Here is a 22,125-nt window from a genome sequence, read left to right as displayed (position 1 = left end):
GCGGGCGTCACACCCGCGTCTGGAGCCTGCTGAGGTGCCGCTGTACGTGGTCGAGGGCGCCCCGTCGGCGTCCGGGCACGCGCAGTCTCAACTCGGCCAGTGCGGGGCCGAGTTCGACGGCCCGTGCGGAGTCGCCGATCTGTCCCCACTGGTGGTGGGCCCGGTCCACGGCCGACTCGACGGCCGGGGCGTCCGCGGGCTGGCCCGCGTCCAGCCGGTGTCCGGCGATCGCCAGCCAGGTGCGGCAGCTGCCGACCGGGTCGCCCGCGAGCATCGCCAGGTCCGCGCGGACCTCCGCCCAGTGCAGGGCCTGTTCGGAGGCGACGCCCCAGGCGCGGGCCGCCTCCTGCTCCCAGCGCGCGGCCAGTGCCGCGGCCTCGCCGTGCCGGCCCGCCTGCGCGGCGGCGGTGATCGCGGCGTGCGGGTCCGGGACCACGGGTATCCGCGCGGGAGCCGCCAGCACGATCCCGGGCGGCCCGCTCTCGGCCTCGATCCGGGCCAGCGACTGCTGGTGCAGCAGCGGGAGTTCGGGCCGCCGGCCGCTGCGCAGGATCGTGGCAAGGGCCTTCATGTACGCCGGTGACGCCACCGTGCGCCGGGGCGGCGGCGGGGCGACGCGCCCGTACAGGCCGACCCCCGCGCCCGCGGTGAGGGGGCTCGTCGCGAGGTACTCCCAGGTCTCCGCGTCGGCGTGCAGGTCGACCAGGAGCTCGGTGGTGCCCGGCGCGCGCAGCCGGAGCTCCTCGGTGATCCAGTGCCAGGGAAAGGCCGTGTAGCGGACGGTCGAGGGGGTGGTGCGGGCCAGCGCGAGGTGCGGCAGGCGCTGGCGGCGGTCCAGTTGGAGCTGGCCCGTCACGAACATCGTCAGCGGGCCGGGGGCCGTGGCGGCCGCGCGCAGCCGGGTCAGCACGGCCTGCGGCTCCAAGGGATCGGCCAGTTCCACCACGTTCGCGGTGTCCGTGCCGGACAGCACCGCGGGGGACACCGCCGCGAGCACGGGGAGCACGGACGCCGCGTCCACCAGACACCCCTTGCCCACCGGTGAGGCCGCGAGGAGCAGCACGGTTCCGGGCATGGTTCCCTCCCTCCCCATCGATCACGTACGCCAGCACCGTAACCGCTGCGCCTGCGAAGGGGGGACGGCAGCCGGGCAAACGCCCGCCTATGGCTGGGTTGTGCCCCCGCCCGTGCCCTCCGGGACCACGTTCGGTGACGCCACCGGACTGGGGTCCTCCCGTCGTCGTACCGCGAAGATCGTGGTGTCGTCGGCCAGACGCCCGCCGCAGTGCCGCAGTGTGCCGTCGCGGACGAGTTCGACGAGGTGCTGCGGCTCGACGGTGCGCGGGTCCTCGGTCAGGGCGCGCGTCACCCGGTCGAGGAGCGGGAAGAACGCTCCGTCGGCGTCGCGGGCCTCGGTCACCCCGTCCGTGACGAGGAGCAGGGTCTCGCCGGGGACCAGTACGGCGGTCAGGACGAGCGGCCGGTCGGAGGTCAGCTCGGCGAGACCCAGCGGGAGTCCGTGGCCCGGCGGCAGGGTGCGTACGCCGTCGGGCGCGACCACGAGGGGCGGCTCGTGGCCGAAGTTGACGAACTCGACGGTGTCCCGGGGGTCGTCGGGGAAGCCCATCAGGACGGCGGTGGCGAAGCGATCACCGTCGTCGCGGCCGACCGCCGTGCGGTAGCCGACATGCCGGAGCATCCGCACCTCCAGACGGTCGGCGACCGTCCGCAGGAGGGGTTCGTGGTACGCCGCCTCGCGGAACGTGCCGAGCAGCGCGGCCGCCGACTCCACCGCGCCCAGCCCCTTGCCCTGCACGTCGCCGAGGAGCAGCCGGGTGCCGCGGGGGCCCGGCTGGATGTCGTAGAAGTCCCCGCCGACCCGGGCCTCGCTGTCGGCGGTGAGGTACACGGCCGCGTGGTCGAGGCCGCCCCAGCCCGGCGGCAACGGGCGCAGCACCGTGCGCCGGGTGGTCTCGGCGACGTCCCTCATGTGCAGCATGCGCCGCTCGCCGCGGACCCGCACCGCACAGGCCAGGACCGCGAGGCCGCCGCCCATGCTGACGAGGATGAAGTCGGGAATGCCGGTCTGGTGCTGGTGCTGCCAGGACGCGTCCACCTCGACGTAGGTGACGACCGCCAGACAGGCGAAGACCGCCGTGGTCCACACCCCGCAGATCGCCGCCGCGATGGCGGGGACGAGGACCACCCAGGAGATGATCCGGAACTCGCCGGAGGTGTTCCAGTCGGCCAGTCCGATGGCGATGAGGAGGAGCAGCGGCGGTACCCAGGCGACGCTGTGGCGGCGCAGCCGCAGCATCTTCTGCCGCTGGAGGGGGTCGTCGCGCTGCTCCGGGGGCACGGGGCCGAGCAGCGGCGACAGGTCTCGGATGCGTCGCAGGGCGCCCACGTCGCCGTACCATCCGTTCCTCGTCAGTACGCCACCGACATCCGGGCGCGCGGGTGGGCGGGCGTCTCCAGCTCGTCGACGAGGGCGATGGCGTAGTCCTCGGCGCTGATCCTGCTGTTGCCGTGGTCGTCGGTGAGCAGCCGGTCACCGCCCAGGCGGAAGGCGCCGGTGCGGGCGCCGGGGGCGATGTCGGCGGCGGGCGAGATGTACGTCCAGTCGAGGTCGTCGACCGTGCGGTAGAAATCGAGGGCGTCGCGGTGCGCGAGCGCCTCCGGCAGCACGGCCGCGGGGAAGCCGGGCTGGTCCGCGACCTCCTGTCCGGGCGCGACCTCCAGACTGCCCGCCCCGCCCACGATCACCAGCCGCCGCACCCCGGCCGCCCGGACGGCCTCCACCAGCGCCGTGTTCAGCGCCAGAAACGGCCCCCGGGGATCCGTCCCGTCTCTCGGCGGTACGACGGCCGAGACCACCGCGTCCGCGCCCGCCACCAGCTCGGTCACTTTCGCCGTGTCCGAGGCGTCCGCGGCGGTCGCCGTGACCCCGGGGACCGGCGATTGCCCGGAGCGGCTCACCGCCAGGACCTGGTGCCCGCGCGCCGATGCCTCCGTTGCGATACGGCTGCCGATCATTCCGGTGGCGCCGAAGAGTACGACCTTCATGGAGTTCAGCGAAACACGAGGCCAAAACCCCCGCATCCCGACTTGCCAGCCACCCGGCCGGGGTGTGACCTGGTAGGCGGGGCGAGGAGAGAGGAGTGCTCCCATGACTCACGTGGCACCAGTCTCGAAGGCGTCAGGGGCACGACACGGAGCGGTGACAGGGCGTACGGCGGGAACGGCGGGCATCGCGGGTTCGACCTGGGCGGCGCGGACGCACCGCGCACCCGATGTCTTCGACGCGCGCACCCACGCCGTCGCGAAGTGGGCGGTGCCCGTCGTCGGCGGGCTGCTCTACGGGTACTGGGCGGCGGCCAACGCGCGCGACGCCGGATCGATCACGGGCTGGAACGTCCTGTTCGGGTTCGTGTGCGCGATCGTGTTCGCGGCCGCCTACATCGGCGTGCGCATGCTCGCACCGGTGCTGAGGCGTGAACTGCACGCGCTGGTGTGGACCGCGTTCGCGGGCATCGCGTTCGGGTTCCTCTTCAGCACGACCGGTGAGTCCGTGCTGCGCTCCACGTTCATCGGGCTGGGGGCCTCGGTGCTCGTGTTCGCGGCGAGCTTCTACCACTACTACACGCACGAGGACGCGGCGGGCCATCCGGTGAACTGACGCGGCGGCACGCCGACGCGACGCCACGGCATGGTGCACGAGGCCCCGGCAGGCTGCCGGGGCCTCGTGCACCTCCCTCACTCACCTACCCCCTGGGACCAGGTCCCAGGAGTCTGGGGAAGAGCCGCTACAACCAGGTAACACCCGTTCGGGTGAGCTCTCCACCGGAGCGGCTCGTCGTTTGCACCCATATGGAGTCACACCGCTCGCGTTCTCCGCCCACGCGGCCTTGCCTGGTGAGGTGTCCCCTCGCGTGCGCAGCACCCTGTCGGCCGTCCTGATCGCCCTCGCCTGCCTGTTCGCGCCGCTCGGCGCGCTGTCGACCTGGGCGGCGTACGGGATCGGCGACGACGAGCGCTACGCGGCCGCGATGGAGCCGCTCGCCGCCGACACGGACGTAAGGGAGGCGATCGCCGCGGCCGTCACGACCGGGATCCTGCGCGAAGTCCATGTGCGGGCACCGCTCCAGGGGCCGGTGAACCACTTCGTACGGGACGCGGTGCGCTCGTTCACGCTGACACCGGCGTTCCACACGGCGTGGCAGGCGGCGAACCGGGCCGCCCACGAGGCGGTGATGCGGGCGCTGCGCAGTGACCGGGAGGAGGCCGTGACGATCGACCTCGCCCCGGTCGCCGAACAGGTCAGGAATCAACTCGCCGACGCGCACGTGCCGTTGGCGAACCGTATCCACGTCGAGCACACCGAGATCACGGTGTTGCCCTCGGAGGATCTGGCCGAGCTCCGGAAGGGGTTCCACGTGCTTGAAGTCGCCGGATTCTGGCTGCCCGTCTCGGCGGCCGTCCTCGCCGTGACGGGCATCCTCGTCGCGGTGTGCCGCAGACGGGCGGTGCTGGCCACCGGGCTCGGCACGGCGCTGGGCGCCGCGCTGCTCGGCGTCGCGATCGCCGTCGGCCGCCGGCTCACCCTCGCCGACCTGCCGCCCGATGTGTCCCCCACGGCGGTGGGCGCGGTCTACGACGCCCTCACCGACACCCTGCGCCTGGTCTCCTGGGCGCTGCTCGTCCTCGGCCTCACGGTGGCGCTGACCGCCCTGCTCACGGCCGCGTACGCGCGACGTCGGCGAGCGTCCGCAGAGCCCGGGCCAGCTCCGGCGGAGCCACCGACGCAAGTCCGAGCCTGACGGCGTCCGAAGCGCCCGCCGCGGCGGCCGGGGCGGCGGCGAAGGCCGAGCCCGGGGTCACCGCGATCCCGCGCGCCGCTGCCGCCGCCGTGAACGTGTCCGCCCGCCACGGCGCGGGCAGCTCCCACCAGACCTGGTACGCCCGCGGATCGGCCCGCACACGGAACCCGGCGAGGTGCTCGGTGACCAGCCCCTGCCGCAGCTCCGCGTCCGCCCGCTTGGCGGTGACCAGCCGGTCGACGGTGCCGTCCGCCAGCCAGCGCACCGCGGCCTCCAGCGCGAACCGCCCCGCGCTCCAGGCACCGGAGCGCAGCGCCGCCGCCACGTCCTCGACCCGGTCCTCGGGCGCGACGAGAAAGCCGACGGTGAGGCCGGGCGCGACCCGCTTGGAGAGGCCGTCGACGAGGTAGGTGCGCTCGGGGGCGTGGGCGGCGAGGGGGTCCTGGCCGGTGTGGAGGAAGGACCAGATGCGGTCCTCGACGAGCGGGAGGTCCAGGTCGCGTGCGGTGCCGGCCAGTTGCCGGCGGCGCGCGTCCCCCATCGTCACGCCGGTCGGATTGTGCAGGGTGGGCTGCACGTACACGGCGGACAGGGGCGCCGAGCGGTGGGCCGCGGTGACCGCCTCGGGCCGCAGCCCTTCGTCGTCCATGGCCAGCGGGACCAGGGTGACGCCGAGCCGCGTCGCGATCTCCTTGACCAGGGGGTACGTCAGTGCCTCGACGCCGACACGGCCGCCCGGCCGGACGAGGGAGGCGAACGCGGCGGCGATGGCCTGGCGGGCGTTGCCCGCGAAGGCCAGCCGGGACGGGGCCGGACGCCAGCCCGGGGTGGCGAGGAGGTCGGCGACGGCCTCGCGGGCGGCGGGCGTACCGGTGGCGGGAGCGGTGCGCAGGGACTCGGTGAGGACGTCGGGGCGCAGCAGGGGGGCGAGGGCGGGCGTGAGCAGCTCCGACTGGCCCGGCACGGACGGGTAGTTGAGCTCCAGATTCACGAGCGGGGCCGGGGATTCGGGGGACGGCTCGGCGAGGGCGCGTCCCGAGGGGACCGGGGCGGCCCGGACGAAGGTGCCGCGCCCGACCTCGCCGACCACCAGTCCGCGCCGCACCAGTTCGGCGTAGACGCGTCCGGCCGTCGATCCGGCGATCCCGCACCGCCGGGCGAACGCCCGCTGCGGGGGCAGTCGTTCGCCGGGGCGGAGCCGCCCGGCGGCGATGTCGTCGGCGAGCCGGTCGGCGATGCGCCGGTAGTCGTCCGCCACGTGAAGTCCCCCTGTTCGCGTTCCGGATCGCGGCACCGGATCGCACCGCCTGGATGGCACTGCCCGGAGCGCATCTCCTGGAGCGCATCTCCTGGAGCGCATCTCCCGGAGCGCATCTCCTGGATTGCACCGAGGGCAAAGATCCTATTGCACCGAGCAGTTGGCCGGACCTAGGGTCGTGACCATGGCACCCTTCCTCGCATACGAGGACAAAGGGGGCGCCGTCGATGCAACGGCGCTCCCTCTCGTCCTGATCCACGGCCACCCCTTCGACCACACGATGTGGACCCCCCAGATCGCCGCGTTCTCGTCGCGACGGCGAGTGATCGCCCCGGACCTGCGCGGCTACGGCGCGTCTCCTGTGGTCCCCGGCGTCACGCCCCTCGCCACCTTCGCCGAGGACATCGCGGCGCTGCTCGACCACCTCCGGGAGGACCGGTTCATCCTCGCCGGACTCTCCATGGGCGGCCAGATCGCGATGGAGTGCTACCGGCTGTTCCCGGAGCGGATCCGGGGGCTGGTGCTGGCCGACACGTTCCCGTCGGCCGAGACCCCGGAGGGCAGGAAGGCGCGCGCAGCGATGGCGGACCGCCTGCTGCGCGAGGGCATGGCAGGCTACGCCGACGAGGTGCTGTACAAGATGGTCGCGCCGTACGCGGACGCCGAGGTCGCGGCGCACGTGCACCGCATGATGACCGCCACGCCGCCCGAGGGCGCGGCGGCGGCCCTGCGGGGACGGGCCGAGCGCCCCGACTACCGCGACCTGCTGACCCGCGTCACCGTGCCGGCCCTCGTCGTCGTGGGCGCCGACGACGAGTACACGCCGGTCCCGGACGCGGAGGCGATGCACGCGGCGCTGCCGCACTCGACGCTCAGCGTGATCGCCTCGGCGGCCCATCTGCCGAACCTGGAGCGACCGCAGGAGTTCAACGGGGCGCTGGCGGACTTCCTGGACGGACTCGAGGCCTGAGCAGACGCCCCGCCCGTCGGTGAGGGAGGATTCGGGCACCCCACGCGAACGAGCGGAAGGCAGGCCGAGACGTTGAGACTGCTGAGACCGCGGTGACTGCCCCGGCGGCCTCCGAGGACCGGCCGACGCGCTCCGGGGGCCGTCGGGCCGCGGCCTGGGCGGCCGGGCTGCTGCTGGCCGGGGTGAGCGTGGTGGTCGGATGCCGGGCCGCCGACAGCGACGGCATCACTCCCGTGCCCCAGCTGCTCGCCTTCCTGCCATGGCTCCTCGCGCCCACCGGCCTCGGACTCCTGCTCGCCCTGTTCGCCCGCCGGCGGATCGGCATGGTGTGGGGTGTGCTGGTGCTGGGCGCGCTCGCCTGGTACATCGAGCCCTACGGCAGGACCAGCGAGCCGACCGGGAGTCCGGTCGCCGAACTGCGGGTGATGACGTCGAACGTGCAGTTCGGAAGGGGTGCCCGCGCGCTCGTCGCCGCCGTCCAACGGCACCGGCCCGACATCGTGTTCGTGGAGGAGTGCGAGTACACGTGCTCCGCCGCGCTCACGAAGGCCTTCCAGGGCCCGGGAGGCGCCTATCCGTACCGCGTGTCCGTCGAGGGCGCCGGATCCGACGGCTCCGTGATCATCAGCCGGTTCCCGCTCGCGATGGCGGACGGCGTACGCGGGACGATGGGGATGCCGGGGGCCGTGGCCGACGTACAGGGGCACGCCGTACGGCTCCAGCTCGCGCACCCCATGCCGCCGCTGCCGGGGCAGGTCGGACTGTGGCGGCACGAGCTCGGCGCACTGCGCGACTACGCCGCCGGGGGCAAGGACGGCTCCACCATCCTCGCCGGGGACTTCAACGCCTCCCAGGACCACGCCGCGTTCCGCCGCATCCTCGACACCGGACTGCGCGACAGCGCCCGCCTGGCCGGCTCCCCGCGCACCCCCAGCTGGCCCGAGCGCACCGCCCCCACCCTCGGCGCCCAGATCGACCACGTCCTCGTCTCCCCGGACTTCTCCGCGAACGCGGCCACCTTCCTCGACATCGCCGGCAGCGACCATCGCGCGCTCGTCGTCGATATCACCCTTCACCAGCACAAATGAGCCCCAGGGTCGGTGGGGCGATGCGGTCATAATGGGTCCATGCCCCGCCAGTTGCCCAGTGTTCTCACCCCTCCCGACTGGCTGGTCAGGAACCTCCGACCGCAGCAGGCCCCCATGCCCTGGGCCGCCGCCGCACGCGCCGCGATCGCACTGGCCCTGCCGCTGGCGATCGGCCTCGCGGCGGGCGAACCCGCGTACGGCGCCCTCGCCTCCATGGGCGCCCTGTCCGGCGTCATCGGCGACACCGCGGACGCCTACCGCATGCGCATCTTCAACATCGCCGTCCCCCAGCTCTTCGGCGCGATCGGCGTCACCATCGGCTCGCTCGTCTTCGGACACGGCTGGGTCGCCGTCGGCGCGGTCACCGGCGTCGCGCTCGTCTCCGGGATGATCTCGACGATCGGCGCCGTGGCCTCCGTGTCCAGCCTGCTGCTCCTGCTCAACTGCTCCATCGGCGCCGGACTTCCACTGCCGGGATCCTGGTGGCTCGCACCCCTGCTGATGTCCGGCGGCGGCCTCCTCGTACTGGCCCTGGCCCTGCTCGCCTGGCCGCTGCGCTCGGGCATCCCCGAACGGGCCGCCGTCGCCCACACCTACCGGACCGTCGCCGACCTGCTCGCCGCGACCGGCACCGAGCGGTACGTCGACATCCGCTTCGCCGTCACCCAGTCCCTCAACCAGTCCTACGACCTCACCCTCGCCCGGCGCGCCTTCCACCACGGCCGCAACCCCGAACTCGCCCGGCTGCTCGCCCAGCTCAACGCCATCACGCCCGTCATCGAAGCCGCCCCGGCAGCCCACCAGTTCAACGAGCCGCTGGCCCCCGAGCTCCCGGAAGCCCTGCGTCACCTCGCCGACGCCGTCGAGACCGGCTACACAGGCCCCATAGGGCTCGGCCTCCCGGTCCCCACCAACGAGACCGCGCGCGCCATCGACCACGCCCTGCGGCACACCGCCGACGTCGTCAGCGACCGGCCCGCCGGCAAGGCGTCCCTCCGAAACGTCGACGACCGCCTCGGCAGTCCCTCCCCCAAGCTCTCGGCTTCGCTCGACCAGGGGGGACCACCGTCCCTGCGCGTCCGCGCCGCCCGCGCCTCCCGCAACGTCCTGCTGTCCGCCGCCTCCTGGCGCTACGGCCTGCGCCTCGCCCTGTGCATCGGCCTCGCCCAGGCCCTGGTCTCCCTCGTCTCGGTGCCACGCTCGTACTGGGTCGCCCTCACCATCACCTTCGTCATGAAGCCCGACTTCGGATCGGTCTTCTCCCGGGCACTGCTGCGTGCGCTCGGCACGGTGGCCGGACTCGTCGTCGCGGCCGTCGTCCTCGCCCTGGTGCCGCTCGGCTGGTGGGACGTGCCGGTCATGTTCGTCCTCGGCCCGCTCATCCCGGCCCTCGGCCGACGCGGCTACGGCTACCAGACCGCCGCCGTCACCCCGGTGATCCTCCTCCTCTCCGACGTCCTCAACCATCTGGGCACCGCCCTGCTCGTGCCACGCCTGGCCGACTCCCTCATCGGCTGCGCGATCGCCCTCGTCGCCGGCTATCTGCTGTGGCCGGAGAGCTGGCACACCCGGGTCGGCGACCGCCTCGCGGACGCGGTCGCGGACACTGCCCGCTATGTGGAGTACGCCTTCGGAACGGACGTCGACCCCGCCGCCCGCGCCCGGATGCGCCGCCGCCTCTACCGCGACCTGTCCGCCATCCGCACGGAGTTCCAGCGCGCCCTGACCGAACCGCCGCCCAACGGCCGGCGCGCCGCCGCCTGGCTGCCGCTCGTCGTCGCGGTCGAGCGGATCGTGGACGCGACCACGGGCGCCGGGGTACGGATCCGGCACGGCGCCCAGCGCCCCTCCCCGGCCGAGATCTCCCACGTCGCGCTGCAACTGCGGGAGTTGTCGGACGGGCTTCGCGAGACCGACACCCTCGTCGCCGTCCGTACGGATCTCACGGGGCCGGCCGACAGTGTGCTGGAGCCGCTGCGCCAGGAGGTCGCCGCGGCCCGCGCCATCGCCTCACCGCACTGACCGGTCCCCACACAGGGGGTGCGGGCCGCCCGTGCAGGGGACGGCCCGCACCTGTGGGGGTGGGGACTGGCTGTTACGGGTTCAGCTGCCTAGCGGGCGTTGGTCTTGCTCAGGGCCTTGTCCAACGCCTGTGCGAGACCGTTGGCCCAGAGCTGGTTGACGCGCGAGCGCTCGGTCGCGTTGGGGATCGCGTTGGTGCAGGACGGGCCGGGGCCACCGCCCGACATCAGCTCGCTGCACGGACCGGAGTAGTGATCGGGCAGACCGAGCACATGGCCGGTCTCGTGCGCGGTGATGCGGATCGGGTCGTACTGCTCGCTCTGGGCGTAGTCGAGGAAGACGTACCCGCTGCCGTGGCCGTCCGTGGAGGCATAGGAGCCACGCGAGTCATTGCCCTCGCGGTAGGTGAAGTCGGCGCTCGACGCCGAACCCGACTGGAGCTTGACGTTCGAGACCGCGCTGTTCCATATCTGGGTGCTACGGGCTATCTCCGCGCTGAAGGACGGGGCGCGGGAGGCGTTGTAGACGACCGTGACGGCCGCGGCGCTGCTCGGGTTCGCGGCGCGCTTCTCGGCGACGGATCTGATGACCGCCTGGAAGAACGCCTGGTTCGCCGTGGCCTCCGCGGCCGATCCGGAGTAACCGGCGTACGGGGCCGACGCGGAGACGGGAGCGGGGGCCGGGGCCGCCGTCGCCGGGACCGCGCCGAACGTGGCGGCCGTGAGGCCCAACCCGACCGCGGCCGAGAGCATGGGCAGGGAGAGTCGCATGATGACTCCTTGTGTGGGGGGGGGAAGTCGTCATCGGTGAGTGTCGATGCCTGTGCGTCCGCTGTGATGATGGCAATCGGCGATAGGACAGCCCTATCGGGGCGAGCTGCCCGCACCGTCCCGGAGCACCCAACTCGCCTGCCTTGCACAGGGTTTGTGCGTCTGGTGCAACCCACGCCCGCGACTTAGGCTCCGACGGCATGGAGCTTGAGGTCCGGCATCTCCGCGCGCTGTGCGCCATCGCCGACACCGGCAGCCTGCACCGCGCCGCGCGCCTGCTCGGCGTTGCCCAGCCCTCGTTGAGCACCCAGCTGCGGCGGATCGAACAGGAGCTGGGCGGGGAGCTGTTCACCCGCGAACGTACCGGCTGCCGTCCCACCCCGCTCGGCCGGGTCGTGCTCGGCCGGGCCCGCCCGCTGGTGGCCGAAATGCGGTCCCTGGTCGCGGAGGCCCGCGCCGCCGCCGCGGACGACCCCCAACTGCGCATCGGCTCCACCGCGAGCCGTGCCCTCGCGGGCTGGCTGCGACGACTGCGCGAACGCCGCCACGAACCGGTCCTCCAGATGGACGTGTCCGCGAACGCCCTGCTCAACCTGGTCGCCGAGGGCCGGCTCGACGTGGCGTTCGTGCACGAGGTCGAGGGCTGCCCGCTGCGCATCCCCAGCGGGCTGCGGCTGCGCGTCCTGGTCGAGCGCGAGCCCCAGTTCGTGTCCCTGCCGAACGACCACCCGGCCGCCGCACGCTCCGTCGTACGCCTCTCCGACCTGGCCGAGGACCGCTGGATGATCGACCCGACGGTCGACGGCGAGTGGGACGCGGTGCACCGGATGCTGCGCTCGGCCGGGCTCAACCCCCGCGTCCTGCACGGCGATTACCACACGACGGCGTCCCTGGTGGCGACCGGTGAGGTCATCACGGTCTGCCAGCCGACCCGCCAGTCCGGCCCCGAGACGGTCGTCCGCAGACTGTACGGCGACCCCCTCGGCGTACGCCTGCTGCTCGCGGCCCGCACCGAGGCCGAGCTGGACGGCGTCTATCCGGACCTGGCGGAGGCATACCGGGAGACGGCACAGCAGTCCCCGGCATACCGGGAGTGGCTGGAACGCAGCGGTGTGGACAACCCCGTCCCAGCCCTCCCCTGAGACCCGTCAAGACCCGTACGCGGCTTTCGCGACGGCGCCCGCGACGACTTCCCGCGGCCTCAGACCCCGATGTCGCAGCCGTCCGTGCGCCACACCGAGACGACCGCCGGGCGCACGATCTTCCCGGGTCCGTCGGGCCAGTTGCTCGCCGGTTTCTCCACCGACGCGCCGTCGATCTCGCCCGGGTGCTGGACCGCGACGAGCACCCGCCGGTCCTGGATGATCGGCCCGCAGGTCTCCGCGCCGGTCGGCACCGTCAGGAACTGCTTCAGCTCACCGCGCCGCTCGCCCTTCGTCGCCACGCCCAGCAGGCCGTCGTGCGAGCCGAGCTGGTTGCCGTCCGTGGAGATCCACAGGTTGCCGTGCGGGTCGAAGGCCACGTTGTCCGGGCAGGAGATCGGGCTGACCTTGTCCTTCGGGAAGCCCGCGAAGTAGGTCGCGGGGTCGGCCGGGTCGCCCGCGACGAGGAACAGCGACCAGCCGAAGGTGGTCGCCTCCGCGCGGCCCCGGCGCTCGGTGAGCTCCAGGATGTGCCCGTGCTTGTTGGCGTTGCGCGGATTGGCCTCGTCGGCGCCCGCGGACCCGGCCTTTCCACGGTTGGTGTTGTTGGTCAGAACGACATAGACCTTGCCGGTGTGCGGGGAGGGCTGGATGTCCTCGGGCCGGTCCATCTTGGTGGCGCCGACCTTGTCACCGGCGAGCCGCGTGAAGACGAGGACCTCCTCGGCCGTCATCCCGTCCACGTGCGAGACGGCCCCGCGGGCGGTCGCGGTGACCAGCGGAATCCACTCACCACTGCCGTCGAACTCCCCGTCCACCGGAAGCTTCCCGCTCCCGTCGATGTCGGCGGCGGGGGAGTCGCCGGTCAGCCGGGCCACGTAGAGCGTCCCCTCGTCGAGGAGGGAGAGGTTGTGCTCCCGGACGGAGCGCGAGGAACCGTGCCGCATCCGCTTGCTGCCGACGAACTTGTAGAAGTAGTCGAAACGCTCGTCGTCGCCGGTGTAGACGACGGGCCGCCCGTCGTCCGTCAGCCGCACGGTCGCGGCCTCGTGCTTGAAGCGGCCCAGGGCGGTGTGCTTGCGGGGCGTGGAGGAAGGGTCGTACGGGTCGAACTCGACGACGTATCCGAAGCGGTGCGACTCGTTGGGCTCCTGCGCCACGTCGAACCGCTTGTCGAACCGCTCCCACTTGCGCTCGGTCTCGCCCGTACCGAGCCCGTACCGCTTGTCGGTGTCACGGCTCGCATGGGCGAAGTACTGGTTGAAGTTCTCCTCGCCGTGCAGCGTGGTGCCCCAGGGGGTGGTGCCGCCGGAGCAGTTGTTGAGCGTGCCGAGCACCTTGCGGCCGGTCGGGTCCGCGGAGGTCTTGAGCAGGTCGGACCCGGCGGCGGGGCCGGTGAGCCGGAACTCGGTGGTGGCGGTGACCCGACGGTTGAGGGCGTGCCGGGTGACGGCGGTGAGCCTGCCGGTCCTGCGGTCCTCCTCGACCACGACGGCGGACAGACCGTGGGCGGCCCACGCCACCTCGACCTGCTCACGGGTGGGGTTCGCGGGGTCGTACCCGCGGAACATCAGCACCTCGTCGGTGTACTCGTGGTTCGCCACGAGCAGCTGCCGTCCGCGCTCGCCGGGCAGCGGGAGGAGAGCGAGGAAGTCGTTGTTGTAACCGAACTGGCCGGCCTGGGCCTTGGCGGTCTGGTGCTCCGGGTCGAAGGCGGGAGCGCCACGCAGGATGGGCTCACCCCAACGGATGACGACATTCTGGCCATATCCACCGGGGACGGTGACGGCGTCGGCGGTGTTCGGCGGGACGGGGCTGAACCGGAGCCCGCGCGCGGCCTTGTCGGCCGTGTGTCCGGTACGGGCCGCGGCACCCCCTTCCACCCCCTGAGCGGCCTGCGCGTCCTGGGCGCCGGTGCCGACGACCGCCGCACCCGTCGCCGTGGCGACCGTGACGACGGCCGCGGCCCGCATCATCGAACGGCGGCCGATCGCACCGGCGATGACATCACCGACGTACGCGTTGTCGCTGGTGTTGGGCACCTCGTGGAAGCAGGCGTCACCACAACGGAACCGACAGGTCAGGGCAGATCGCCCACCGGGATGCGAACCGGGCGTTCCGATCAACGGCAGCAGTCTGCGCATTTTACTCTCCCCTTACGAAACCTTGGTGTGAGCGTGACGCTAGGGGGGTGCGGGTGCAAGCACCCTGCGGCCGGGTGAACAGCGGGTGAACCTCCCGCTCTCGCAGGGGTCTTGATAACGCTCTTGACACCGCTACCTGTCGGTACCCGACCCTGCCCAAGATCGCCGGAGACGGCCGCTAACCTTACGTGTCCGTCCTGGCCAGGGATTGACGGCTTCAACTCATGCGAAGGGTTGCGCACATGGGCATTCTCACTCTCCTGCGGAACGCGTTCGGCCGCTCACGCAAGGGGCGTGACGCCGACGCGGAGACCTCGCCGACGGAGGCTACGGCCCCCACGGTCCCGGCCCCGGCCACCGAGCCGGAGCTCACGCCGGCTCCTGCTCAGGAGGCGGAGCCGAAGATCCCCGCACCTTCGTCGGAGCCGTCCGTGGTGGACGAGCTGGTGTCGGCGGCCTTCGACAACGTCACGGTCCCCAAGCCGGCGGCGCCGGTACTGGAGGAGAAGACGACCGAGGAGACGAAGGCGACGGAGAAGACGGAGGCGACTGAGGAGACGGAGAAGGAGAAGGCCGAGACGGAGCCGACTCCGACTGCCGCTTCCCCTTCCGCTTCCCCTTCCGCTTCTACTTCGGCTTCCGCTTCGATTCCTTCTCCGGCTCCGGATCCCGAGCCGGTGATCGCCGCCGAGGTCGAGACCGAGGTCGCGGCGGAGCCCGAGGCCGAACCGGTGGCCGAGGTCGAGGTCGAGGTTCCGGCCGAGCCTGAAGCCGAGGTCGAGGTCGAGACCGAGGTTCCGGCCGAGCCCGAGGCCGAGGTCGAGGTCGAGGCGCCCGCGCCCGAGCCCGTGGTCGAATCGGAGCCGGTCGCCGAAACCCCCGAGGTGTCCGCGCCGGAGCCCGAACCCGTGGCCGAAGAAGCTCCCGAGCCCGTGGCCGAGGAGGTCTCCGAGCCCGAGCCGGAACCCGTCACCCAAGACGCCCCCGCGCCCGCCGCCGAGGAGACCCCGGAACCGGTCGCCGCGGAGGCCTCCGAGCCCGTGGCCGAAGAGGCTCCCGAGCCCGCCACGGAGGAGCCCTCGGAGCCGGTCGCCGAGGAAACCCCCGCCCCGGTCACCGCTGAGATCACCCCCGCCGAACCGGTCGCGGAACCGACCACGGAAGCGGTCACCGAACCGACCGCGGAACCGGTCGCGGCCTCGGTGGACGAGCCGACGGACGACTCCGTGGACGTGCCGACGGCCGACTCCGTGGACGAGCCGACGGACGAGCCGGTGCACGACTCGGCGAACGAGCCGGTCGCCGCCGACGGCGATCAGCCCCCGGCAGGGCCCCCCGCACCCGACGACGAGAGCGTCACCGGTGGTGCGGGCGGGGAAGAAGACGTGACCGAAGGCGAAGCCGAGGCCGGAACGACCGGCACCCCGGCCACCCCCCTCACCCACGTGAAGACCCACGCCCCCGACCTCGCCACCGCCTACCAGGAAGCAGGAACGGCCCTCGCGAAGAGGGACCTCACCGGCACCCGGGCCAAGGTCTACCTCGTCCTCGACCGCTCCGCGTCCATGCGCCCGTACTACAAGGACGGCTCCGCCCAGGCCCTCGGCGAGCAGGCCCTCGCCCTCGCCGCCCACCTCGACCCCGAGGCCAGGGTTCAGGTCGTCTTCTTCTCCACCGAACTGGACGGCACCGGCGAGCTCACCCTCCCCGAGCACGAGAACACGATCGACGACCTCCACGCCGGCCTCGGCCGCATGGGCCGTACGAGCTACCACATCGCGGTGGAAGAAGTCGTCACGCACCACCAGAAGTCCGGCACCACCGACCCGGCCCTGGTGATCTTCCAGACGGACGGCGCCCCGGACGCCAAGACTCCCGCCACCCAGTCCCTCACGGACGCGGCGAAGGACCACCCCACCGTGTTCTTCTCGTTCATCGCATTCGGTGAGCACGACAACAAGGCCTTTGACTACCTCCGCAAGCTGAAGACCGACAACACGGCCTTCTTCCACGCGGGCCCGACCCCGCGCGAGCTGACCGACGCGGAGGTCTACGAGGGCGTGCTGGAGAACTGGCGCCCGTAGCACCCATGGGCCCAGCAAGAACAACCGGAGGCCGCCCGTTTCCCACCCCTTGAAAAGGGAAACGGGCGGCCCACCCATGTCGGCTACGATTTCAAGGTTCGCAAGACGACCGACGGTACGACCAGCACCGACGATCGTCACCCCACGTAACGACACGTAACGACTTGGGAGCAGCCGCGATGGCTCGACACCTCATCACCAGCGCCCTTCCGTACATCAACGGGATCAAGCACCTGGGCAACATGGTGGGGTCCATGCTCCCGGCGGACGTGTACTCCCGGTACCTCCGCCAGCGCGGCCACGACGTCCTCTACATCTGCGCGACGGACGAGCACGGCACCCCGGCCGAGCTGGCGGCCAAGGAGCAGGGTCTACCGGTCGACGTGTTCTGCGCACAGGCGCACGACGCGCAGAAGGCGGTGTACGACGGCTTCGAGCTGGCCTTCGACTACTTCGGCCGCAGCTCAAGCCCGCAGAACCGCGAGATCACCCAGCACTTCGCGCGCCGCCTGAACGAGAACGGCTTCATCGAGGAGCGCGCGATCCGCCAGGTGTACTCCCCGACGGACGGCCGCTTCCTCCCGGACCGCTATGTGGAGGGCACCTGCCCCCACTGCGGCTACGACAAGGCCCGCGGCGACCAGTGCGAGAACTGCACGCGTGTGCTGGACCCGACCGACCTGATCAACCCGCGTTCGGCGATCTCCGGCTCGACGGACCTGGAGGTCCGCGAGACCAAGCACCTCTTCCTCCTCCAGTCGAAGCTCCAGAGCGAGGTCTCGGAGTGGGTGGCGCGCCACGAGCACGAGTGGCCGCAGCTCGCCTCCTCCATCGCCCGCAAGTGGCTGACGGAGGGCCTGCACGACCGGGCGATCACCCGTGACCTGGACTGGGGCGTCCCGGTCCCGGCCGACACCTGGCCGGAGCTGGCGGCGGAGGGCAAGGTCTTCTACGTCTGGTTCGACGCGCCGATCGAGTACATCGGGGCGACGAAGGAGTGGGCGGACCAGTCCCCGCAGAACCGGGACTGGAAGTCCTGGTGGTACGAGGCGGACTCCGGCGAGAACCCGGTCCGCTACACGGAGTTCATGGCGAAGGACAACGTCCCCTTCCACACCGTCATGTTCCCGGCCACCGAGCTGGGCGTGCGCGAGCCGTGGAAGAAGGTCGACTACGTCAAGGCCTTCAACTGGCTGACGTACTACGGCGGGAAGTTCTCCACGTCCCAGAAGCGCGGTGTCTTCACCGACCACGCGCTGGACATCCTGCCCGCGGACTACTGGCGTTACTTCCTGATCGCCAACGCCCCCGAGTCGGACGACTCGTCCTTCACCTGGGAGCACTTCACCGCCACGGTGAACAAGGACCTGGCCGACACCCTCGGCAACTTCGTCAACCGCGTCCTGTCCTTCTCCAAGAAGCGCTTCGGCGAGGAGGTCCCGGCGGGCACCGAGGCGGGCGAGGCGGAGGCGAAGCTCGGCGAGGAGATCGCGGGCCTGCTGGCCGAGTACGAGACCCAGATGGAGGCCCTCCAGTTCCGCAAGGCCGCGGCGGCGCTGCGCGCCCTGTGGTCGGCGGGCAACTCCTACCTGGAGGAGAAGGCCCCCTGGCTGGAGATCAAGACCGACCCCGACGGCGCGGCCCTGACCCTGCGCACGGCGATGAACCTGATCCACCTCTACTCGGTGGTCTCGGAGCCCTTCATCCCCGCGTCCTCCCGCGCGATGCGCTCGGCGTTCGCGCTGACGGACGACACGGCGGCGTGGGTTTCGGCGGACGAGGCGAGGTCCCTGTCCTCCGTCCCCGCGGGCACCCCCTTCACGGTTCCCCCGGTCCTGTTCGCCAAGATCACGGACGAGGACCTGGAGTCGTACAAGGAGCGCTTCGGCGGCGCACCGGAGTAGTGACGGCGCAGAGCGGGGCCCGGCACCGGAAAGGTGCCGGGCCCCGCTCTTTCCCTGCCCGCCGCACCCCTCTTCGCAGCCGCTCCGTCTCACTCCTCGGCCGGAAACCGACCCCGCTGGTGGCATGCTCTTGACCACCCGTATGGTTTCGCCATGGCAGTCCCTCCGGTCATCCCGATCGCCTACGAGCCGAAGTCCCGCACCGAGAGCATCGGTCGCTACGCGGACGGCCAGTTCCTGGCGTCGATCACCTACGCCTTCCCCGAGGGCTACCGTCCCGACGATGGCTGGGAACAGCACAAACGCCTCTACACGGTGTTGCACACCTTCGACGCCGAGGGCCGCTACCGCGACTCGGAGATCTGGTGCGCGGGCACCTGGGCCGAACAGCAACTGGCGCCGGACGGACCGGACTCGGTGCTGTCCCGGGCCAGGGCCCATCTGGCGAAACTCCTGCGGAGCCTGCCTCGCCGCTCCTACACGGACATCGCGGTCCGTCCCTTCCAACGCACCGTCGACGGCGTCCTGTTCGGCCTGGTGATCAGGGAGGACGAGGAGGAGGCCTGGGCCGAGCTCTACCCGGACCGGCTCGCGTTCGCCGAGCCGTGGAACGGCCAGTACGACACCTGAGCCGCGCGGCGGCATCCGAGGACCGGGCGCCCGGAGCCTTCCGGCCCCGGGCGCCCTTGCCGTCCCCTACGAGGTCAGGACCGCACCGGTCGTGGTGGCCAGCTCGGTCGGCAGGTTCTTCGCGGAGGACTGGATCCCGGCGTTCAGGGTCGGAGTCCAGTTCACCGTCGTCTTCAGCTTCTTCGAGTTCGCGGCGTTGTACGCGGCGACGAGGTCGGTCGAGGTGCCGTTGACGAGGTTGCCGCCGCCGGCGATCGAGCCGGTGCCGTCGCCGCTGAGCAGCTTGGAGATCTTCCCGCCCGTCGGGACCTTCCAGTAGTTGTCCTCGGCGACGACCTGGGCCTTGGCACGGGAGTTGATGCTGTAGAGGGGCGCGTACCCGTTGACGGTCGTGGTGTCGAAGTAGTTGTTGTAGATGTGCACCTGCCCGATCCGGGTCAGGGGAGCCCGCTGGACGATCCCCTTCCACACGTTGTGGTGGATGGAGACACGCAGCTTGCCGACGCTGTCGGTGTCGCTGCTGCCGATCAGCATGGTCTTGTCGTGGTGGGTGAACTGGTTGCGCTCGACGGTCACCAGGTCCGAGCCCTTGGTGATGTCGAGGTCACCGTCGTGGATCTGGTACTCGCGGCCGTAGTACTTCGGGTTGGCGCTGTCGAAGTGCGACGCGTCGGTGAAGGTGTTGTGGTCGGCCCACACGTGCGTCGCCCCGCGCAGGGTGACGGCGTCGTACTGGGAGTTCCAGTTACCGCTGTCGCCGTCGGTCGGGTCCCACTGCGGGAAGCAGTCCTCGGTGGCGGAGAAGGTCAGGTTGCGGATGATGACGTTGTCGACGCTCTGCACCTGCAGACTGCCACCGGTGATCCCGGCCTTGGTGCCCGGCACACCCACGATGGTGGTGTTGGCGGGCACCTTGAAGACGATGTTCTTCGCCTGCTTCTGCTGCGCGGCGTCGCGGGCCTTCTCCTGCGTGCCGGAGGGCAGCTTGGAGCGGCCGTAGGTGGCGGGGTCGTAGGCCTTCAGATAGGCGGCCTGCGAATATCCCGTACCGGCGGAGTAGTCGGCGCACGTCAGCTTCTTGCCCGAGTCGTCGGTGTTGGCGTCGATGACACCCTTGACCTGAATGATCTTCGGCGTGGAACGGGAGCTGCTGCCCAGTGCCTTCACGAGCTGGGCGCGGGTGCTGACGGTGTAGACGTGCGAGGAGTCGGCCTGCGAGCCGCCGGTCGTCCCGGTTCCGGAAGCCGCCCAGCCGTCCTTGGCGGGCAGCACCTGGTGCGCGAGGTCGACCGTACCCGCGTTCGCGTTCATCACGAACGCGACGGCGCCGAGGCCCGCGGCCGTGACGGCGGCGGCGGAGACGATGACGGCGCGACGCTTGCGGAGGGACCTGCGGTGCGAGGGGGATGCCACGGATGAGTCCTTACGTGGTGGTGGAGCACGTGTCGTAGTGCGCGAAGCCCCGCTGAACGACGCTTCTGACTCATCAGTGGCCGCGGGAATCGGAAAGGTTGCCGGTCTTTTCTCAACTCGCCGGGCCATGCGAACCGACCTCGGCGGCGTGAACGTTTCGTCGACCCCCGAAAGAGTGATCCTGTCCTGTCGGCCGAACACTCGGCCCAAGATCCTCCTAGGTTCCGCCACATGGTCACATCAACCCACGAGGTCTCACACCGGATCTTCGACGCGCACCCAGAGGCCCTCGCGCCCCTCTACGAGGCGCTCGGTGTCCCGCCGCCGACGAAGTCGGACATCAGGGAAATCACCCCCGACGCGACGGAGATCCGGCCGTTGGAACGCCGGGTGGACACCGTGCTGAAGGTCGAGCCGCCCGAGGGGGAGCACTATCTGCTCGCCATCGAGGCCCAGACCAAACGGGACCCGGACAAGGCGACGAACTGGGCGTACTACGTCGCCTACCTGCGCGCGACGTACGACCTGCCGGTCCTGCTCGTGGCCGTCTGCCGGGACCGCCCCACCGCGGACTGGGCGGCCGGACCCTTCGCGTGCGGCGTGGGCCCTTGGACGACACAGGTCACGCGCCCGTTCGTACTCGGTCCCCAGACCGTTCCGGAGATCACGGACCCGTCGGCCGCGGCCCGGCGGCCGGGGCTCGCGGTGCTCTCGGCCATCGTTCACAGCGACAGCAGGAGAAGCGCCGCCATACTGGACGCGGTGGCCGACGGATGGCGGTCGTTCGACAAGGACACTCTGGCGTACTGGTTCGAGACGATGGAAATCGCCCTGGCGAACACCCCAGCCAGGGCAAAGTGGAGGGAGCTGCACATGCCGGTCGGCAGTTACTACCCGGGCCAGGGAACCCTCATCGAGGAGAAGTACCTGGAGGGCGAGGCCAATGGCGAGGCCAAAGGCGAGGCCAAGGACCGAGCCACGCTGATCCTGCGCGTGCTGGACAAGCATGCTGTCGACGTCCCCGAGGACATCCGGGAACGCGTCACCTCATGCACCGACCTCGACACCCTCATGCTCTGGTTCGACCGGTCCCTGACCGCCACCACGGCCGAGGACCTGTTCGCCGAGAACGAAGACGGTCCGGATGAAGGCAACCAGAACCAGACCTCCGTCTGACCTTCAGAAGCGTCCGCCGAAGTCCCCGAGGCCTCCCAGTCCGCCGGGCCCGCCCATCGGGCCGCCCCCGTGCGGGCGGCGGAGGCCGTCGAGGAGGGCGTCGGCCAGGATCACCCCGCCGGCTCCGGCCGCGCCGGCGACCAGGGCCGTCTTCCACCAGGGGGCGCTGTACCAACCGCCCGGCATCTGCCGGCCGCTCACGACCCCGCCGGGGTAGTAGTACGGCGTTGCGTCACCTGGGCGGGGCGAGGCCGCGTAGGTCCGGCCGTCGATCGTGACGCGGCCGTCCCGGGCGGTGATCGCACCCATGCCCAGGTCGGGCAGGGCGGGGCCGGTGTCGAGGCCCAGCGAGGTGCGGGCGGCGCGGATGTAGTGCAGGCCCTCCAGGGCCGTCTGCGAGGCCATCGCGTACTGCGCGCCGGAGCGAGCCGTGACCAGCTGCCCCTGCGCGGCCCGGTGGCGCTCGGCGGCGTCGGCCAGCGCCTGCGCCGCCGTCGCGTTGTCCCGCGCGTCGAGCGTGGACAGGCTCCCGCCGAGCCGCTCCACCCACCGGTGGGCCTCCGCCTCCGCGTCCAGGTCGGACACCGCGCCGTACGGCTGCGACAGCCGCCGCTGGTAGGCGACCGCGGCCACCGCTCCGACGATCAGCAGCACTGCGACCAGCACGACTCCCATGGCTTCCTCCGGCGCTTGCGGTGTTCCGG

18 protein-coding genes are annotated in these 22,125 nt (G+C 71.6%); 10 read left to right on the top strand and 8 right to left on the bottom strand.

Features of this window, described 5'->3' with window-relative positions; all coding sequences use genetic code 11:
- Positions 1–7 precede the first annotated feature (7 nt).
- The 3 genes from ACIRA5_RS16855 to ACIRA5_RS16845 all read right to left on the bottom strand — a co-directional run bounded on the left by ACIRA5_RS16855 (position 8) and on the right by ACIRA5_RS16845 (position 3,066).
- Positions 8–1,075, bottom strand: coding sequence for a hypothetical protein (locus ACIRA5_RS16855; protein WP_403691423.1), 1,068 nt, complete (start codon positions 1,073–1,075; stop codon positions 8–10).
- A gap of 87 nt (positions 1,076–1,162) precedes the next feature.
- Positions 1,163–2,317 carry a PP2C family protein-serine/threonine phosphatase gene (locus ACIRA5_RS16850; protein WP_403691921.1) on the bottom strand — a complete coding sequence of 385 codons (1,155 nt, stop codon included), beginning with the start codon at positions 2,315–2,317 and terminating at the stop codon, positions 1,163–1,165.
- A gap of 113 nt (positions 2,318–2,430) precedes the next feature.
- Positions 2,431–3,066, bottom strand: a complete 636-nt coding sequence (locus ACIRA5_RS16845) for an NAD(P)-dependent oxidoreductase (RefSeq protein ID WP_403691422.1) — start codon at positions 3,064–3,066, stop codon at positions 2,431–2,433.
- A gap of 154 nt (positions 3,067–3,220) precedes the next feature.
- On the opposite strand from ACIRA5_RS16845, the gene ACIRA5_RS16840 reads away from it, so the two are divergent.
- Together ACIRA5_RS16840 and ACIRA5_RS16835 are read left to right on the top strand one after the other, a co-directional pair.
- Positions 3,221–3,679 carry a hypothetical protein gene (locus tag ACIRA5_RS16840; RefSeq protein WP_403691420.1) on the top strand — a complete coding sequence of 153 codons (459 nt, stop codon included), beginning with the start codon at positions 3,221–3,223 and terminating at the stop codon, positions 3,677–3,679.
- A 241-nt stretch (positions 3,680–3,920) separates the two neighbouring features.
- Complete coding sequence (locus ACIRA5_RS16835; RefSeq protein ID WP_403691418.1) at positions 3,921–4,820, top strand: hypothetical protein; 900 nt, start codon at positions 3,921–3,923, stop codon at positions 4,818–4,820.
- On the opposite strand, the gene ACIRA5_RS16830 is transcribed toward ACIRA5_RS16835, so the two are convergent.
- Positions 4,735–6,078: a PLP-dependent aminotransferase family protein gene (locus ACIRA5_RS16830; RefSeq protein WP_403691416.1), complete on the bottom strand. Its 1,344-nt coding sequence runs from the start codon at positions 6,076–6,078 to the stop codon at positions 4,735–4,737. The two genes, ACIRA5_RS16835 and ACIRA5_RS16830, sit on opposite strands and share 86 nt — an antisense overlap.
- A 184-nt stretch (positions 6,079–6,262) precedes the next feature.
- On the opposite strand from ACIRA5_RS16830, the gene ACIRA5_RS16825 reads away from it, so the two are divergent.
- The 3 genes from ACIRA5_RS16825 to ACIRA5_RS16815 all read left to right on the top strand — a co-directional run bounded on the left by ACIRA5_RS16825 (position 6,263) and on the right by ACIRA5_RS16815 (position 10,158).
- Positions 6,263–7,048 (top strand): alpha/beta fold hydrolase, encoded by a 786-nt coding sequence (locus tag ACIRA5_RS16825; protein ID WP_403691414.1) that lies wholly within the window; start codon positions 6,263–6,265, stop codon positions 7,046–7,048.
- 92 nt (positions 7,049–7,140) lie between these two features.
- Entirely contained in the window at positions 7,141–8,136 is a 996-nt protein-coding gene (locus tag ACIRA5_RS16820; RefSeq protein ID WP_403691413.1) for an endonuclease/exonuclease/phosphatase family protein, read from the top strand.
- A gap of 39 nt (positions 8,137–8,175) precedes the next feature.
- Positions 8,176–10,158 carry an FUSC family protein gene (locus ACIRA5_RS16815; protein ID WP_403691411.1) on the top strand — a complete coding sequence of 661 codons (1,983 nt, stop codon included), beginning with the start codon at positions 8,176–8,178 and terminating at the stop codon, positions 10,156–10,158.
- An 89-nt stretch (positions 10,159–10,247) separates the two neighbouring features.
- On the opposite strand, the gene snpA is transcribed toward ACIRA5_RS16815, so the two are convergent.
- Positions 10,248–10,928 carry a snapalysin gene (snpA, locus tag ACIRA5_RS16810; RefSeq protein ID WP_403691410.1) on the bottom strand — a complete coding sequence of 227 codons (681 nt, stop codon included), beginning with the start codon at positions 10,926–10,928 and terminating at the stop codon, positions 10,248–10,250.
- A 200-nt stretch (positions 10,929–11,128) separates the two neighbouring features.
- Between snpA and ACIRA5_RS16805 the strand changes: the two genes are divergently transcribed.
- The gene (locus ACIRA5_RS16805; protein ID WP_403691408.1) at positions 11,129–12,070 is read left to right on the top strand and encodes a LysR family transcriptional regulator; all 942 of its coding nucleotides are present in this window, start codon (positions 11,129–11,131) and stop codon (positions 12,068–12,070) included.
- Between the two features lie 59 nt (positions 12,071–12,129).
- Here the strand turns inward: ACIRA5_RS16805 and ACIRA5_RS16800 are convergent, their stop codons facing one another.
- Complete coding sequence (locus ACIRA5_RS16800) at positions 12,130–14,214, bottom strand: PhoX family protein (RefSeq protein ID WP_403691407.1); 2,085 nt, start codon at positions 14,212–14,214, stop codon at positions 12,130–12,132.
- A gap of 242 nt (positions 14,215–14,456) precedes the next feature.
- On the opposite strand from ACIRA5_RS16800, the gene ACIRA5_RS16795 reads away from it, so the two are divergent.
- The 3 genes from ACIRA5_RS16795 to ACIRA5_RS16785 all read left to right on the top strand — a co-directional run bounded on the left by ACIRA5_RS16795 (position 14,457) and on the right by ACIRA5_RS16785 (position 18,832).
- Positions 14,457–16,298, top strand: a complete 1,842-nt coding sequence (locus ACIRA5_RS16795; protein WP_403691405.1) for a VWA domain-containing protein — start codon at positions 14,457–14,459, stop codon at positions 16,296–16,298.
- A 179-nt stretch (positions 16,299–16,477) separates the two neighbouring features.
- Positions 16,478–18,202 carry a methionine--tRNA ligase gene (gene metG, locus ACIRA5_RS16790; RefSeq protein ID WP_403691403.1) on the top strand — a complete coding sequence of 575 codons (1,725 nt, stop codon included), beginning with the start codon at positions 16,478–16,480 and terminating at the stop codon, positions 18,200–18,202.
- 153 nt (positions 18,203–18,355) lie between these two features.
- Positions 18,356–18,832, top strand: a complete 477-nt coding sequence (locus ACIRA5_RS16785) for a hypothetical protein (protein ID WP_403691401.1) — start codon at positions 18,356–18,358, stop codon at positions 18,830–18,832.
- A gap of 66 nt (positions 18,833–18,898) precedes the next feature.
- Here the strand turns inward: ACIRA5_RS16785 and ACIRA5_RS16780 are convergent, their stop codons facing one another.
- Complete coding sequence (locus ACIRA5_RS16780) at positions 18,899–20,245, bottom strand: polysaccharide lyase family 1 protein (protein WP_403691400.1); 1,347 nt, start codon at positions 20,243–20,245, stop codon at positions 18,899–18,901.
- Between the two features lie 231 nt (positions 20,246–20,476).
- Here ACIRA5_RS16780 and ACIRA5_RS16775 point away from each other — a divergent pair, with 231 nt between their 5' ends.
- Complete coding sequence (locus tag ACIRA5_RS16775; RefSeq protein WP_403691398.1) at positions 20,477–21,421, top strand: hypothetical protein; 945 nt, start codon at positions 20,477–20,479, stop codon at positions 21,419–21,421.
- Positions 21,422–21,424: 3 nt separating this feature from the next.
- On the opposite strand, the gene ACIRA5_RS16770 is transcribed toward ACIRA5_RS16775, so the two are convergent.
- Entirely contained in the window at positions 21,425–22,096 is a 672-nt protein-coding gene (locus tag ACIRA5_RS16770; protein WP_403691397.1) for a hypothetical protein, read from the bottom strand.
- Positions 22,097–22,125 lie beyond the last annotated feature (29 nt).

The sequence above is a fragment of the Streptomyces sp. NPDC096311 genome (assembly GCF_044763085.1).
Lineage (GTDB): Bacteria > Actinomycetota > Actinomycetes > Streptomycetales > Streptomycetaceae > Streptomyces.
Note: the sequence above shows the minus strand (reverse complement) of the source record. Positions and strands in the feature narration are given on the sequence as shown.

Bases quoted from the DNA above. Each gene is read 5' to 3' on its own strand.
- ACIRA5_RS16775 (WP_403691398.1), top strand. From the start codon at position 20,477: ATGGTCACATCAACCCACGAGGTCTCACACCGGATCTTCGACGCGCAC.
- ACIRA5_RS16800 (WP_403691407.1), bottom strand. From the start codon at position 14,214: ATGCGCAGACTGCTGCCGTTGATCGGAACGCCCGGTTCGCATCCCGGT.
- ACIRA5_RS16770 (WP_403691397.1), bottom strand. From the start codon at position 22,096: ATGGGAGTCGTGCTGGTCGCAGTGCTGCTGATCGTCGGAGCGGTGGCC.
- snpA (WP_403691410.1), bottom strand. From the start codon at position 10,928: ATGCGACTCTCCCTGCCCATGCTCTCGGCCGCGGTCGGGTTGGGCCTC.
- ACIRA5_RS16855 (WP_403691423.1), bottom strand. From the start codon at position 1,075: ATGCCCGGAACCGTGCTGCTCCTCGCGGCCTCACCGGTGGGCAAGGGG.
- ACIRA5_RS16825 (WP_403691414.1), top strand. From the start codon at position 6,263: ATGGCACCCTTCCTCGCATACGAGGACAAAGGGGGCGCCGTCGATGCA.
- ACIRA5_RS16805 (WP_403691408.1), top strand. From the start codon at position 11,129: ATGGAGCTTGAGGTCCGGCATCTCCGCGCGCTGTGCGCCATCGCCGAC.
- ACIRA5_RS16845 (WP_403691422.1), bottom strand. From the start codon at position 3,066: ATGAAGGTCGTACTCTTCGGCGCCACCGGAATGATCGGCAGCCGTATC.
- ACIRA5_RS16815 (WP_403691411.1), top strand. From the start codon at position 8,176: ATGCCCCGCCAGTTGCCCAGTGTTCTCACCCCTCCCGACTGGCTGGTC.
- metG (WP_403691403.1), top strand. From the start codon at position 16,478: ATGGCTCGACACCTCATCACCAGCGCCCTTCCGTACATCAACGGGATC.
- ACIRA5_RS16785 (WP_403691401.1), top strand. From the start codon at position 18,356: ATGGCAGTCCCTCCGGTCATCCCGATCGCCTACGAGCCGAAGTCCCGC.
- ACIRA5_RS16795 (WP_403691405.1), top strand. From the start codon at position 14,457: ATGGGCATTCTCACTCTCCTGCGGAACGCGTTCGGCCGCTCACGCAAG.
- ACIRA5_RS16850 (WP_403691921.1), bottom strand. From the start codon at position 2,317: ATGCTGCGGCTGCGCCGCCACAGCGTCGCCTGGGTACCGCCGCTGCTC.